Origin of the sequence: Bacillus sp. FSL K6-3312 (assembly GCF_038007485.1) — a bacterium.
In the GTDB taxonomy this organism is placed as follows: Bacteria; Bacillota; Bacilli; order Bacillales; family Bacillaceae; genus Bacillus; species Bacillus pumilus.
Window position 1 is genome coordinate 2,442,091 of sequence record NZ_JBBOXI010000001.1, and the last position, 14,512, is coordinate 2,456,602.

General features: G+C 42.0%; 13 protein-coding genes. 5 read left to right on the top strand and 8 right to left on the bottom strand.

From position 1 onward, the window contains the following. Positions 1-117: 117 nt before the first annotated feature. The 4 genes from MHI11_RS12690 to fadH form a co-directional block, all read right to left on the bottom strand. On the bottom strand, positions 118-360 hold the full coding sequence (locus MHI11_RS12690) for a YkuJ family protein (protein WP_003212254.1): 243 nt from the start codon (positions 358-360) through the stop codon (positions 118-120). Positions 361-543: 183 nt separating this feature from the next. Then, positions 544-1,440, bottom strand: coding sequence for a manganese catalase family protein (locus tag MHI11_RS12695; RefSeq protein ID WP_003210823.1), 897 nt, complete (start codon positions 1,438-1,440; stop codon positions 544-546). 303 nt (positions 1,441-1,743) lie between these two features. Beyond that, positions 1,744-2,964 carry an EAL domain-containing protein gene (locus tag MHI11_RS12700; protein ID WP_106065829.1) on the bottom strand — a complete coding sequence of 407 codons (1,221 nt, stop codon included), beginning with the start codon at positions 2,962-2,964 and terminating at the stop codon, positions 1,744-1,746. Between the two features lie 64 nt (positions 2,965-3,028). After that, positions 3,029-3,793, bottom strand: a complete 765-nt coding sequence (gene fadH, locus MHI11_RS12705) for a 2,4-dienoyl-CoA reductase (RefSeq protein WP_340961182.1) — start codon at positions 3,791-3,793, stop codon at positions 3,029-3,031. Between the two features lie 137 nt (positions 3,794-3,930). Here fadH and MHI11_RS12710 point away from each other — a divergent pair, with 137 nt between their 5' ends. The 3 genes from MHI11_RS12710 to MHI11_RS12720 all read left to right on the top strand — a co-directional run bounded on the left by MHI11_RS12710 (position 3,931) and on the right by MHI11_RS12720 (position 6,793). Continuing rightward, positions 3,931-4,788, top strand: coding sequence for a metallophosphoesterase (locus MHI11_RS12710; RefSeq protein ID WP_065097180.1), 858 nt, complete (start codon positions 3,931-3,933; stop codon positions 4,786-4,788). A gap of 156 nt (positions 4,789-4,944) precedes the next feature. Beyond that, on the top strand, positions 4,945-5,442 hold the full coding sequence (locus MHI11_RS12715) for a L,D-transpeptidase family protein (RefSeq protein WP_044142062.1): 498 nt from the start codon (positions 4,945-4,947) through the stop codon (positions 5,440-5,442). A 73-nt stretch (positions 5,443-5,515) separates the two neighbouring features. Further along, entirely contained in the window at positions 5,516-6,793 is a 1,278-nt protein-coding gene (locus MHI11_RS12720; protein WP_044142063.1) for an MFS transporter, read from the top strand. A 64-nt stretch (positions 6,794-6,857) separates the two neighbouring features. On the opposite strand, the gene MHI11_RS12725 is transcribed toward MHI11_RS12720, so the two are convergent. Continuing rightward, positions 6,858-7,034, bottom strand: a complete 177-nt coding sequence (locus MHI11_RS12725; protein WP_185847334.1) for a hypothetical protein — start codon at positions 7,032-7,034, stop codon at positions 6,858-6,860. 167 nt (positions 7,035-7,201) lie between these two features. Between MHI11_RS12725 and MHI11_RS12730 the strand changes: the two genes are divergently transcribed. Continuing rightward, positions 7,202-7,417 carry a hypothetical protein gene (locus MHI11_RS12730; protein ID WP_050945147.1) on the top strand — a complete coding sequence of 72 codons (216 nt, stop codon included), beginning with the start codon at positions 7,202-7,204 and terminating at the stop codon, positions 7,415-7,417. Between the two features lie 196 nt (positions 7,418-7,613). On the opposite strand, the gene MHI11_RS12735 is transcribed toward MHI11_RS12730, so the two are convergent. Then, entirely contained in the window at positions 7,614-8,510 is an 897-nt protein-coding gene (locus MHI11_RS12735) for a DMT family transporter (RefSeq protein ID WP_113767603.1), read from the bottom strand. A gap of 112 nt (positions 8,511-8,622) precedes the next feature. On the opposite strand from MHI11_RS12735, the gene MHI11_RS12740 reads away from it, so the two are divergent. Then, entirely contained in the window at positions 8,623-9,516 is an 894-nt protein-coding gene (locus tag MHI11_RS12740; protein ID WP_065097177.1) for an AraC family transcriptional regulator, read from the top strand. 634 nt (positions 9,517-10,150) lie between these two features. Here the strand turns inward: MHI11_RS12740 and MHI11_RS12745 are convergent. Both MHI11_RS12745 and MHI11_RS12750 read right to left on the bottom strand, forming a co-directional pair. Then, positions 10,151-13,108, bottom strand: coding sequence for a beta strand repeat-containing protein (locus MHI11_RS12745; RefSeq protein ID WP_340961183.1), 2,958 nt, complete (start codon positions 13,106-13,108; stop codon positions 10,151-10,153). A 563-nt stretch (positions 13,109-13,671) separates the two neighbouring features. After that, positions 13,672-14,472: a peptidoglycan recognition protein family protein gene (locus MHI11_RS12750; RefSeq protein WP_340910577.1), complete on the bottom strand. Its 801-nt coding sequence runs from the start codon at positions 14,470-14,472 to the stop codon at positions 13,672-13,674. Positions 14,473-14,512: the final 40 nt, after the last annotated feature.

Below are 14,512 nucleotides of genomic sequence, written 5' to 3' on the forward strand. Positions count from 1 at the left end.
TCTTATCCGAAATGTGCGCTGATTGATCATCTTCCATTACACTGCCAAAAATGACACATGTATATTGCCGCAAATAAACGAAGGAATCCTTAGAAAAAACATTTCATACGATTCAGCTTAGGATTGTAGAAGCTCAAAAATCTCAATCGAAATCATATCAATGTTGTCAAATGGGAAAGTATTTGGCTTATCCCCTTGTTGAAAAACAGTCAATTCAAACGTTTGATTCTTTTCGAAATACTTAACACTGCAGATTTTCTCACCGTTCACTTCGAAATAACGCTGTGCCGGTTCGTTTGCAGCTTCTGCTGTCTCTTGAAGACTTTGCAGCCTTGTAATGATACCCATTAATTGTGACATTCTAAAAAAAGACTCCTTTCAAAAAAACAACTCAAGATGAACCCGTATTGATTATACACAAGTCCTACAAAGCATCATACCATAAAGTGTTCTCAGATGATATTTTTCCTCTTGAATTCAAAAAAAGAAAAAGAATCTGTTTTTTTAGTTTGAGTCTTTTTTCTGATCTCATGCACCATGTTTTTATAAACCTGCAGATCTCATCAGCCGTTTGGCAATTTCGTCAAAATCCTCTTTGGAAATGCCTGGGGCAAACTCTTCCGGTAATTCTCTATAATCTGGCACAGGTGCTCCTTGCGGGGTGCCCTCAATCACTGTCAGCGGCTTTCCATCAATCGGATGGCTGCCCTTCCAAATCTTATTGATATCCTTGTAATCCGTATCACTAAATGTGTACAGCTTTGTATGAACATTTTGGTCTTCAAATTTCCTCGCTGAATCAAAGTATTTGTTGTCGAGGTTTGGGATCGGCAGCATCTTTCCTACATCTACTCCTGTGGCTACCTCAAGCGCCTTTGCATATGCCACAACATGCACACCGCCCCTCACAAGTAAATAACCGATCATCTCTCTAGCTGTAGGATGATCTGTCATTTCATATACGCGCATTTTGTGCGTACGAGCCCCGCATTCAAGGAAGAAATTATGAAGGAGGTCAAGAATCAGGTTTCCGCTTGAAAACACGTTCTCTCCAGTCCAAGGTTTTGCCATGGAATCAAACGGATAGCCTGTTTGAGCCGTTTGAATAAAATGCTGTGTATTTCGTTTATCGACAGCCGCTTTCATCGGTGTCGTATCTGGATCTCCACCATGAGTGGTCCCTGTAATCATGAGGTTCACAGCTGTGGTCACTAGCTCTACGTGACCGAATTCTTCAGCCGTAATGCTGGATACGAGGTCATAAAACGGCTTGAGTTTTCGTTTTCCTCGAAAGTTAAAGGATTGAAACATGTAATTATTTAATGTGGACATTTCGCCGAATTTTCCGCCGAGTAATTCTTGCACAGCAGCAGCACCATTTGCATCTGGGTGATCTGGTCTTGGCAAATCAATCAGCAGCCGCTTGTCGCGTTTGATCATGACGTTCCCTCCTACTATCTAACTGTCATCACTTAAGATGTATGGAAGGATTGGGATGTCCTATGCATGAGGCGAAGATGAAAAGCACAAAAAAAACTTGGCGGGGGTAGCGCCAAGTTTTTTGGATCTTGATCTGATAGAGGGGTTGGGGAACAGAGAGTAGCTTCTCTCTATAACTAAATGATAATGATTATCAGTTTCATTGTCAACCATTTTTTATTTCTTTTTTTCAATCAAAAAAAGCAGCCTAAAAGGCTACTCAGATTGTTAATAAATGGATAATATGATCTTCACACTTTACTTTTAAATTAATCCATCTTGCTCATATAAATAGGCATACGGAAGATCTATAAATAAATACATATCTCCCTCTAACGGGTAAGAAAACGTACGTATCCTCTCACCAGTTTCTAAATCGCTGTATATATCACTGAAAAATCCTTTCCCGCTCATTCTCATTTGGAGAATATTTGCTAGGAAATAAGGACGCCAGCTCCAGTTTTTCTCGATATATTCAGGCTGAAATAGCCATTCTTTTTCTTTTTTAAACACATTTCCAGTGATTTGAAAGCCTTCTTCATTACACATATAAATTCGAAAGCTGCAATCCGTTAATTCTAATGCCAGCTTTTGGATGAGTTCATCATTTGTACTGCATGATTTTTTTAAGGGCGTGACAGCTTGGTGAATTCGCTTATAAAATGTTTCAGAATGTTCGTAGACAGTTTGAAGTTTCTTTTTCTCATGGGCAATAAATTGCTGGAATTCTTCTCTCAGCTGATCTTTTCGTTTATTGCGGTCAATTAATTCCGCCGCCGGCTCGTGAAGATAGAACCCTTGAAAGTATCTGCCACCATTTCTCCAAGCATATTGCAGCTGAAAATTTGCTTCAATGTCTTCATAAATTAAAGCCGCCCCTATTTTTCTCGCAAGCAATGAAATGCTGTACAAGACATATTCATAGGAAGGAGACGGCGCCGATGCCCTTAATGCGTGTAAATCTATTTTTAATAGATCGGGTGAGAGCAAGGCAATCCGGTCAAGATTGCTGCTTTCTTTTCCGATATTCGAGATGGCGATTTTAATACCATATGTACGAAAATACGTTAACGTATGGTAAAGCTGTTCAATATCGCCGCTAAACGTATGCTCTGTAAATTCGATAACAAACCGATTAAGCTGAATGCCCCTTGCTTCATATCGCTTCAAGAGTTCTAAAAAGCTTTCACCATGATCAAGCATCAGGATATTGGCATCATGATTAATAAAAATGAGCAAATCATCATCTGCTGTTGTGAAAAGATCGAGTGCTTGCGTCAGTACTTTATGATCTACTTCCACTTTATATTCGTCAGGAATAGATGAATCCGTAAAGAAGGAGCCTAGGCTAACTGTTTCAGACTCAAGCTTCATTCTTCCTAAAATCTCATAGCCTATCACTTTTTGCTCTTCCGCACTGAATATCGCTTGATAGTGCGGGAAAACATCTTCAATATTCGTTAAAATATCCAATGGATCGACCATTTTCATCACCTGCTTCTCTCTTTGTGTGATTATAACACATCAAAAGCAGGTCTTACATCGTCATTCAAAATGGGGATTGGTTGAGCCATTGCCCCCCATCCATTGTGATACAATCTCCATTTATATAAGACGCTTGTTCAGATAATAAAAAGCTTGCAAGCTTTGCAATTTCCTCTGGTGTGCCAAGTCTGCCAAGAGGAACACTATCTAATGTTCTTTGCGCTGCCTCTTCCGATTCCCATAGTTTATCCGCACCACCTGTTCTCTCGATTGGACCTGGCGCGATGGCATTAACGCGAATTCGATATTGCTTTCCCCATTCCACTGCAAGCGTTCGAGTGAGAGATAAAACACCTGCCTTTGCTGCCGCTGAATGCGCCACACCTACACCAGCACCCCATGCATAGGTCGCCACCATATTGACCATACTTCCCCTTTTCTTTTGACGAATCCAGTAATTGCCCACTGCATGACTGCAAAAAAATGTTCCATTTAATACAATATCAATGACAGCCTTCCAGCCGTTAGGAGATAGTTTTTCTGCTGGAACCAAAAAGTTTCCTGCAGCATTGTTAATCAGAGCATCCACATCGCCAAATGTATCTACGGCAAATTTGACCATTTGATCAGCATCTTTTGGGTTTCGCACATCCATTTGGAAGTAAGCGATCGAGCCGCCATTTTGTTTTATTTCATTTGCTACCTTTTCTAACGTTTCTTCTGTTCTTCCAGTAATCACGACATTCCAGCCTTCATGTGCCAAATGGACAGCCATTGCCTTCCCCATTCCGCTTGATCCTCCTGTGACAATCACTGTTTGTTTCGTCATTTGTTCTCCCCCTCTTTGGTTTTGAATGACTATTCATTCATTGTTTTCTATCATATCATGATTGACCCTAGATGCACCATATGGGAGATTCTTTAAATATGATGCTATACTTAATTTTATTTATAAAGGAGTCTTATATGAAGCAACTTTCTCGGAGACAGTTTTTAAAAGGAGCAGCTGGCGCGAGCATTCTCGGTTTTTTAGCTACAACATGTGGATACGGATATGCCAGATACATCGAACCACGCATGATCGATACCGTGTCAATGACCATTCGGGATGCTCAGCTTCCAGCTTCATTTGACCAGTTTAAAATCGCTCAATTTAGTGATGTTCATCTAAGTGATACATTTCCTGCGAAGGAATTAGAATCCGTCGTCCAGCAAATCAACGCTGAGTCTCCAGACCTCATTGTGTTCACAGGTGATCTCGTTGATTTTCAAGCATCGATTGAAGAGCATGAAAAAGCGAAAGCCTATTTGACTAAGCTCCATGCCCCGTTTGGTAAGCTCGCGATATGCGGTAATCATGACTACGGGCCATTTGGCATTGATCTTTATGAGAATACGATGAAAGATTGCGGCTTTACAATATGTAAAAATGATGTGTTTCCATTAGAAAAAGAAGGGACGCATATTCAGATTGCTACAATGGATGACCTGATGATGAGTGTGCCGGATTATGACCTGATTAAGCGAGAAGTATCATCTGATTTATTTACCTTGCTGCTCGTACATGAGCCTGATGCAGCATTGGAGCTGGATACAACCCCCATTAACTTGCAGCTTTCTGGACATACCCATGGCGGACAGGTGCAGCTTCCTTTCTACGGACCCATTCTCACAGCACCTTTTGGCCATACATATGTGGAAGGTTTATACGGAAGTTATCAGCACCGAATCTATGTCAACCGCGGACTTGGGACAACAAGACTGCCGCTTCGATTTTTAGCAAAACCTGAATTAACCTTTTTCACCCTCTCTTCTCGCATTTAGACAGAAGCCAAACCGCTCCTTTTTGCATATGTATAATCAAAGATCTTTCTCATGACAAATGTTAGGAGAAACCTTCCTTAGCCTGATTCCGTCCATATATATATCAAGTGACAGGCATCATGGCTTCTTTTATTTGAGCAAAAGGAGTGTCCTTTGATGCTGCGATATACGGTAAAACGCGGAGAAACGCTTGCTTCTATAGCGCTTGATTTTCGAACAACTACAGAAGCTTTAAAGGCTGCAAACCCTTCACTTCAAGGTCAAGAGCCGGTACAAAATGAGGTCATCATCATTCCTGGTCTGCCCGATCCTAATACGATCCCTTACCGCATCTCTGTTTCGATTTCAAGGAAACGTCTCGTCTTGTTTTCTGGATCAGAGCTTATTCGGTCGTATCCGATTGCAACAGGAAGAATTTTAAATATGACACCGACAGGTTCTTATTATATTGTGAACAGACAGCCAAACCCAGGAGGTCCCTTTGGCGCCTATTGGCTGAGCCTCTCGAAAATTCATTACGGCATCCACGGTACGAATAACCCGTCTTCAATTGGTAAAGCTGTGTCTAGGGGATGCATTCGTATGTATAATCAGAATGTCATCGAACTTGCTTCAATCGTTCCAAATGGAACACCTGTGACCATTAGCCAGTAGGAGAAATTAATTGTATGAATGCTTAAAATTTTATATGATATAAAGTGGGATCTTCAGGGTAAGGAGCGTATTTATGGATATTTTTAAAAACAGAAATTTTGTTCGTCTCTTTTTTGCAGCACTAGCTTCGCAAATGGGGACAACAGTAGGCAATATGGCGTTTGCCTTTTATTTGCTCGATCATTTTAGTCATCAGCCCGCCTATGCCACATTAGCAGAGCTCATGTATTCACTTCCAACGATCTTTGTCTTTTTTATGGTCGGTGTCGTAGCAGATCGTTTTGATCGTAAAAAAGTCGCAGAGAATTGCGATTGGATACGAGCTGGGCTGACGATTGTTTTATTCATTGTTATTTATTTCAATTCACTCCCACTTATTTTCTTGATCTTGTTTATACGAAGTGCCATTACGAAGTTCTTCTATCCAGCTGAAGCCTCTCTCGTTCAGGCGATTTTAAATAAAGATCAATATGCAAAAGCCGCTGGCTTAAATCAAATGCTGTTTAGTTTATTCATGGTATTTGGTGTTGGAATCGGTGCGATTATGTATAAGACAATTGGACTTCACGGTGCCATTACCATTGATTTGATCAGTTTTATTGTGTCAGGCATCCTGATTCGCACATGTAACATTCCAATTGAAGCACGTCAGCCAAATGGACAAGCAGGCTGGAGAGGCATGACCATTAAAACGTCTCTAAAAGATTTTAAAGAAGGCATTCTTTACATTATAAAAAATAAATTATTGGCTTCTTTAATTTTTGGCTTTTTTGTTTTTGGTCTAGTCAATGGCGCATTTGCTGTACTTCCGATGTTTACAATGAAATATGGCCTTTCACCGGACCATTTTGAACTGCATACTTCATTCTTTACAATCGCGATCGGTGCCGGTCTACTTGTTGGCAGCTTAATGGGCTCTGTTCTCGCTAAAAAAGTAAAGATGCAATATCTCATGTCGCTTCCAATTTTGGTTGCAGGCATTCTGATTTTTGTACTTGGTTCCACGCATACACTATGGTTGTTTTATGTCACATCATTTGTCATTGGTACATGCATTGGCCCAGTCAACATTGTCATTGGCGGCTGGCTGCCGAGAATCGTCCATCCTCGTCTGATGGGACGTGTGTCAGGATGGGTTGATCCGCTTACCATGTTTGCTCAATCCTTGACATTAGGTTTGATTGCGGTACTATTTCCAAAACTCATTACAAACGTTTCTTATATTTATTACGGAATGGGCGTTATTATTTTACTCGTTTTCCTTTTTTACTTCTTTACACTGCCAAAGTTCAGCAGAGAAACTGACGACTTAGACGTGCAGCGTGAACTAAAAGGTCAGGGAGCGCAATAAATGAAGCAAAAAGGACTTTCTTCTATAGAAAGTCCTTTTTGCATGGCTGAAACAGAAACGGCGCTTATTTTTTCTGCTCATCGAAATGATTCGAAGCAAAATGAATGATTCTTTCAACTGCATAAATGCTAATAAATAGGATGAGAAATAGAAGCAAAGGATGTATCGACCGATCATCTATCACGTACACAATGCCTCCAACGACAAATGCGACCAATAAAGGAGTTAACATCTCTTTCAATCTAAACAGTCCTTTCTGTTCTCATTCACTTTGATCTTCTTATCTTATAACATATTTTTCTTTTTATGAAATAAAAGGAATGTGTATAAAATCGCAATATTTTTAATTAAAAATATTTACATCACTGGAAGTTTTATAGTAGTATAGTCAGGTTGGAGGTGAGGGGTATGCTAAAAAGTTATTATTTTATTCATACAAAAGATGATCAAGGTCAGTATGTTGTACATACAGAGGATTGTGCATTTTTAGGTGATGCTTCAAGCCGTAAATTGATTGGTCTGCACATGAGTGGCGAAAGTGCCATTGATGAAGCTAAACAAATGACGAATGAAACTGATTTTAATGGTTGCTTCTACTGCGCTTATTCAAGTCATAAGAAATAGACCATGTGATTAAACCATATGTTCGGGCATGTTGTCTGGCATATGGTAGATTTTCAAACGCAACATGAATACAAATTGAGAAACTACCCATTTATTTAAAATAGGTAGTTATCACGAAGTAATAGTTCACTTCATATATATTTCACCCAGTCAATTCTTCTTGCAATGAAAATCTCTCTTTGAACACCCTTCCTTCTCATTTTTTCGGCTGATATAATGCCATGAATAAAATCATGTATACAATACAAGCTGTCCCAGCCCATTGAAAAAAACCAAATGGCTCTTTTAACCAAAAAACAGTCGTGACAACTGCCGCAAGGGGCTCGACACTTCCAATTAAGCTTGACTCTTTCGGTGATAAATATTGCAAACTTTCTATGTAAAACCAAAAAGCGATCATTGTACCAAATATGATAACAAACAATAAATAAACATACGCTTCAACAGGTAAATGTGACAGATTTATCTTCCATGGCGGATGGACTAAGCTAAGGACAGTTCCCCCAATCAGCATCGCCCAGCCGACAACGACTAGAGAATCAAATTCTTTTAACAGATTGATTGGATATAGCGTATAAAACGAAAGCGCTACAGCAGACAGTATTCCCCAAACCACTGCGACAAATGGAACGGTTAATGTTGAAACAGAACCATTCGTCAATAAGAGAAACATGCCCATGAACGCCAATGACACCGTCAACATATCTCTTTTGGTAAAAGTAGATTGGCGGCGAAGTACTAAATACATGATAATCATAACAGGAGCCGTATACTGCAAAAGCGTCGCCACAGCTGCATTCCCAAGTTGAATGGATGCCATATAAGTATATTGAACAGCTAGCATGCCCATTACTCCAAATATAAGGACTTGCATAGCCGTCCTCTTCTTTTGCCACACACCAATTAGTTGCGCTCGTTCTTTTGTCATGAAATGAACAAATAAAAGCAGTCCACCTGAAATAAGCAGCCTGACAGTCACAAGCCAATTGACATAAATCCCATATTGCTGAAACAATTTTTGTGAAACAGTTCCTCCTACTCCCCAACAGATGGCACCAATCAGCACAAGCAAAATTCCCTTATTTCTATCCATTTCATTCTCCTCAACTCTCAAACAATCATGATAATATAGTTGATAGTAGTTCACTTTGTTACATATTGATATATCAATTGAACATAAAAATAAAAGAATATTGAGGAGAAACATGAACAACCATCATTTTCTTATTGACTACAATTTGAAAGAATTAACGGAGCATTCTACTACGACCTGGTCTATCGCTCTTTATCATACGAAAATTTGTGATCATAGAAGCGGCCACATCCCTCTTCACTGGCATGACGAATTTCAATTTGTTTTTATTTTAGAGGGGGAAGCTGAATTTCACATCAATGAAGAGACGATATGTTTGAAGGAAGGAGATGGCGTATTCATCAATAGTGGCTGCCTGCATATGGCAAAAGATGCGAATGGGACAACATGTACATATCTTTGTCTAAACGTTTCCCCACATTTCATCACAGCCAATGAATTATTTACCACTTTCGTTCATCCTTATATGCATGCGAGTCAGACACCTTATATTTTATTGAACCGAAAAGACCACTGGCCAAATCATATCTATCAATGTATTCAAACCATTCAGCGATTAATTGATGAAACTCCAGCATATTATGAGCTTGAACTCAATATTCAACTCATCACCATGTGGAAATGTTTATTACAAAATGGCTTTCAAATAAAATATGATGCACGGCAGCATGATAAAAATGAACGGATGAAACCTATGCTGAATTGGATTCACCAGTATTATCATGAAAAGGTGCACCTTCAAGATATCGCTCGAGCAGGTCAGCTAAGCCGATCTGAATGCTGCAGATACTTCAAAGATATTCTAAAGAAGACACCTCTTCATTATGTGAATGAATATAGAGTTCAACAAAGCCTCATCCTGCTTCAAGAAACAGACTTCAATATAACAGAAATTGCTTACAAAGTCGGCTTCAACAGCACAAGTTATTTTATTAGTATGTTTAAAAGAATAAAAAATACGACACCTTTAGCATATAGAAAATTAAAAGCGCCGCATTCTTTGTAACTGAAACAGATTGAAGAAAAATCATGATGGATAGATACTAGTGTCTTTGCACACCATTCTGTATTTTTATATACAGACACGTTTTAGAACCGTCATGAATGGCTATTGTATATTGTAAATAAGAACAATGTAAATCCTATCGCTTTTTACAATAAGTCTATTTGCAATTTACTAATAAAAATCTAACGGGTTACCAAACGTACGTTCCAAATCGATTTAAGCATTGATATGACAGTCTTCCTCTTATTCACTTAAATTTCACCTTTCTAAAGTCAACTATATGATAGTATTCTTTTGAGGGAAGTTTGGGGGGGATTTGGGGGAAGTTTAAAAAGGACAGACGTAAAAGGAGCGCAAAATGAACATAAACAAAATAAGATCATTCCTTTATAAAACATCAAAATACCTGGGTGACGTAAACGCCGTTCAAAAGGGTACTATAGGCAAACGTATCATGCGACGTGCTGCGGGTAAAGCATCCGGAAAGCTAATGAAAAAGATATTCAAATAAAAAAAGAAGCCCCCGAAAAGGGCTTTTTCTAATGGATTTTTCGAAACAGATACTAGTTTTATTTATAGGAAACTAAATGAATTAACTCTAATAATTATTTTATATTTAATTTCCAATAATGTTTTAAACTGATGGACCATCTGCAAATCTAGAAAATCGTATATTAGCAGCAGCACCTTGTATAGTATCAGCACCAACTACTCTTCCCGGAACTAACGATAAAGTCCTTGATCCAGTTGAGTTATTTTGCAGCGATATAGTAGTAGTGCTTCCTTCAAGAACTCTAATTATAGACCCACTTCCCATATTCCCTCCGCTTGTTGCTGAATTACCCACACCAGTTATCCTTACACCATTTTCTACCAAATTAAAAACACTAGTCCCAGTATTTTCTGCTGTATTTACATCATATTCCACATGATAAAGACCTGGTTGAAGAGTGAAAGTATCTGTTCCATTAAAGGTAATGTCATTTCCAATAATGCCATTTAAATCAAAACTAACTAAACCACCTGCTGGGACAGTTTCAGAAGTGTTGGCTTGTGCTGCAATAACTCCACTACTAAGAAAAGGTCCTGTTCCTGTGGCTCCGGTTGCTCCAGTCGCTCCGGTTCCCCCAGTGGCTCCCGTGACTCCTGTTGCTCCCGTGGCTCCCGTGGCTCCCGTGGCTCCCGTGGCTCCCGTGGCTCCCGTGGCTCCTGTGGCTCCTGTTGCACCTGCATCGCCCGTGGCTCCCGTTGGACCTGTAGCTCCTGTTGCGCCTGTGGCTCCTGTTGGTCCGGTTGCACCTGCATCGCCCGTGGCTCCCGTTGCACCTGCATCGCCCGTGGCTCCCGTTGCACCTGCATCGCCCGTGGCTCCCGTGGCTCCCGTGGCTCCCGTGGCTCCTGTTGCTCCACTAGAACCGGTGGCTCCGGTGGCTCCCGCACCCGCTATCAACGTGTAATCTGGTGATGTTCCTGGCGTGCCAGTTGGAGATGGCGTGTTTACAATATACGTACTACCATTATTCGTCACCACTTGACCTACTGGATAACCTGGTGCTGCTCCTGGATCGAATGGCACAATTCCTGTTAGTCCTACTCCGGTCGCTCCGGTTGGACCCGTTGCTCCTGTTGCACCAGTCGCTCCATTAGAACCGGTGGCCCCTGTCGCTCCGCTTGAACCGGTCACTCCGGTTGCACCAGCACCCGCTATCAACGTGTAATCTGGTGATGTTCCTGGCGTGCCAGTTGGAGATGGCGTGTTTACAATATACGTACTACCATTATTCGTCACCACTTGACCTACTGGATAACCTGGTGCTGCTCCTGGATCGAATGGCACAATTCCTGTTAGTCCTACTCCGGTCGCTCCGGTTGGACCCGTTGCTCCTGTTGCACCAGTCGCTCCATTAGAACCGGTGGCCCCTGTCGCTCCGCTTGAACCGGTCACTCCGGTTGCACCAGCACCCGCTATCAACGTGTAATCTGGTGATGTTCCTGGCGTGCCAGTTGGAGATGGCGTGTTTACAATATACGTACTACCATTATTCGTCACCACTTGACCTACTGGATAACCTGGTGCTGCTCCTGGATCGAATGGCACAATTCCTGTTAGTCCTACTCCGGTCGCTCCGGTTGGACCCGTTGCTCCTGTTGCACCAGTCGCTCCATTAGAACCGGTGGCCCCTGTCGCTCCGCTTGAACCGGTCACTCCGGTTGCACCAGCACCCGCTATCAACGTGTAATCTGGTGATGTTCCTGGCGTGCCAGTTGGAGATGGCGTGTTTACAATATACGTACTACCATTATTCGTCACCACTTGACCTACTGGATAACCTGGTGCTGCTCCTGGATCGAATGGCACAATTCCTGTTAGTCCTACTCCGGTCGCTCCGGTTGGACCCGTTGCTCCTGTTGCACCAGTCGCTCCATTAGAACCGGTGGCCCCTGTCGCTCCGCTTGAACCGGTCACTCCGGTTGCACCAGCACCCGCTATCAACGTGTAATCTGGTGATGTTCCTGGCGTGCCAGTTGGAGATGGCGTGTTTACAATATACGTACTACCATTATTCGTCACCACTTGACCTACTGGATAACCTGGTGCTGCTCCTGGATCGAATGGCACAATTCCTGTTAGTCCTACTCCGGTCGCTCCGGTTGGACCCGTTGCTCCTGTTGCACCAGTCGCTCCATTAGAACCGGTGGCCCCTGTCGCTCCGCTTGAACCGGTCACTCCGGTTGCACCAGCACCCGCTATCAACGTGTAATCTGGTGATGTTCCTGGCGTGCCAGTTGGAGATGGCGTGTTTACAATATACGTACTACCATTATTCGTCACCACTTGACCTACTGGATAACCTGGTGCTGCTCCTGGATCGAATGGCACAATTCCTGTTAGTCCTACTCCGGTCGCTCCGGTTGGACCCGTTGCTCCTGTTGCACCAGTCGCTCCATTAGAACCGGTGGCCCCTGTCGCTCCGCTTGAACCGGTCACTCCGGTTGCACCAGCACCCGCTATCAACGTGTAATCTGGTGATGTTCCTGGCGTGCCAGTTGGAGATGGCGTGTTTACAATATACGTACTACCATTATTCGTCACCACTTGACCTACTGGATAACCTGGTGCTGCTCCTGGATCGAATGGCACAATTCCTGTTAGTCCTACTCCGGTCGCTCCGGTTGGACCCGTTGCTCCTGTTGCACCAGTCGCTCCATTAGAACCGGTGGCCCCTGTCGCTCCGCTTGAACCGGTCACTCCGGTTGCACCAGCACCCGCTATCAACGTGTAATCTGGTGATGTTCCTGGCGTGCCAGTTGGAGATGGCGTGTTTACAATATACGTACTACCATTATTCGTCACCACTTGACCTACTGGATAACCTGGTGCTGCTCCTGGATCGAATGGCACAATTCCTGTTAGTCCTACTCCGGTCGCTCCTGTGACACCTGCTGGACCTGCTGCACCTGTTGGACCTGCTGGGCCTGCTGCACCTGCTGCACCTGCTGGGCCTGCTGCACCTGCTGGGCCTGCTGCACCTGCTGGGCCTGCTGGGCCTGCTGGGCCTCTTCTTCCAGGCGGACCTTGAATAACACACACACAAGGATCCTTTCCACAGCATGGGTTTTTCCTTACTCTCTTACAGCTATCACACTCCCAGCCGTAATCTTCATGCGTGTCATACCAATTTCCTCTTTTATTAGATGTACATGATTTTCCACAATGTCTACATCTTTTCATAAGATCACCTCAAGTACATACTATTCAATAATCTGATTTTGGTTCTGATCATTTAACCCTAATTATGTTGATTTAGACATTTTATTATTGATAAATATGTATAATGTTCTTTTTCTTATATAGTTTTCAAAATAGCGATAGTTGGAAATTAAAATAAATGATACCCCTCCAAAAGAAAAGAAAAATAAGATAAAGACAAAAAAAAGAAAAGACCTCCCCATAGGAGAAGATTCTTTTCCATATGAGGTTAAATCATCAAAGGTGTAAACATGCGGTCTGTATACTATATGTAAGTGGAATGGGAAAAGTGATTATTTACAAATTTGAGTTATAACCACTAGGAGATTTGGGCAAAATATGACCTGGAAACCTCCTCTAATGCTTGTGGATAGAAAAAGACCTCATTTGATGTGAGATCTTTCTTATTTTAATGCTTTTTGAAGAGCTGCTTTAGTCTTTGGACCATAAATGCAATCAGAAACAAGCCCATGCATGAGCTGAAATCGTTTGACCGCATCCGCTGTTTTTGGCCCATAATAACCATCAACACCGTTATTTTTCGCTCCTTTGTCCGGGTAGTAATACACAGGGGCTAGGGCTTCTTGTACGGCTTTTACTGCTGACCCCTTTGTAAGAGGCTTTGTAACTTTTAAAATACCTATTGACAAGCTATATGACTTTTTAGGAGGTTTGGAAGCTGCTGTTTTGGATGGTTCTGCTTTTGTTGGTTTAGCAGACGGCTTTTTATTTGTGTTAGCAACGGCGATCCCGGCTTTGAAGCTGTCCCAACGATTGAGCAACTTACGAGGACATTCTTTTCCACTCCAATGCTTATGCGGCACAATGTTTGACAATGGAATGCCTTGTTCCTGCATTAACTGTCTAATAAGCCATTGAGCGTTCTCGATTGCCTTTTCAAAGTTTCCGTCAGCATTCTCACAAATTTCAATTCCAATTGATTTCATGTTTCCCGTGCCTCTGCCATCCCCTGCGTGCCAGCCGTTTTTGTTTAACGGTAAATGCTGATAGATCATATTTTCGTCCACAGTGTAATGCCAGCTTACCGCTGTGTTTGAACATTTCACAAAACTAGCGTGACTTGCTGCGTTTGCGCCTTTGGCTGTATTCGCGGTGTTATGAACCGTGATATATAAAGGCTTCATATAGTTGCCTGGTCTGTTGCGGTTACTCTTTGAAATATAATCTTGAATGATTTTTACCATTGTTCATCTACTCCTTAAAATTGTATTAGTATTAAAAAAA

Coding starts and splice junctions, on each gene's coding strand:
- MHI11_RS12690 (WP_003212254.1), bottom strand. CDS start 360: ATGTCACAATTAATGGGTATCATTACAAGGCTGCAAAGTCTTCAAGAG.
- MHI11_RS12695 (WP_003210823.1), bottom strand. CDS start 1,440: ATGATCAAACGCGACAAGCGGCTGCTGATTGATTTGCCAAGACCAGAT.
- MHI11_RS12700 (WP_106065829.1), bottom strand. CDS start 2,964: ATGGTCGATCCATTGGATATTTTAACGAATATTGAAGATGTTTTCCCG.
- fadH (WP_340961182.1), bottom strand. CDS start 3,793: ATGACGAAACAAACAGTGATTGTCACAGGAGGATCAAGCGGAATGGGG.
- MHI11_RS12710 (WP_065097180.1), top strand. CDS start 3,931: ATGAAGCAACTTTCTCGGAGACAGTTTTTAAAAGGAGCAGCTGGCGCG.
- MHI11_RS12715 (WP_044142062.1), top strand. CDS start 4,945: ATGCTGCGATATACGGTAAAACGCGGAGAAACGCTTGCTTCTATAGCG.
- MHI11_RS12720 (WP_044142063.1), top strand. CDS start 5,516: ATGGATATTTTTAAAAACAGAAATTTTGTTCGTCTCTTTTTTGCAGCA.
- MHI11_RS12730 (WP_050945147.1), top strand. CDS start 7,202: ATGCTAAAAAGTTATTATTTTATTCATACAAAAGATGATCAAGGTCAG.
- MHI11_RS12735 (WP_113767603.1), bottom strand. CDS start 8,510: ATGGATAGAAATAAGGGAATTTTGCTTGTGCTGATTGGTGCCATCTGT.
- MHI11_RS12740 (WP_065097177.1), top strand. CDS start 8,623: ATGAACAACCATCATTTTCTTATTGACTACAATTTGAAAGAATTAACG.
- MHI11_RS12750 (WP_340910577.1), bottom strand. CDS start 14,472: ATGGTAAAAATCATTCAAGATTATATTTCAAAGAGTAACCGCAACAGA.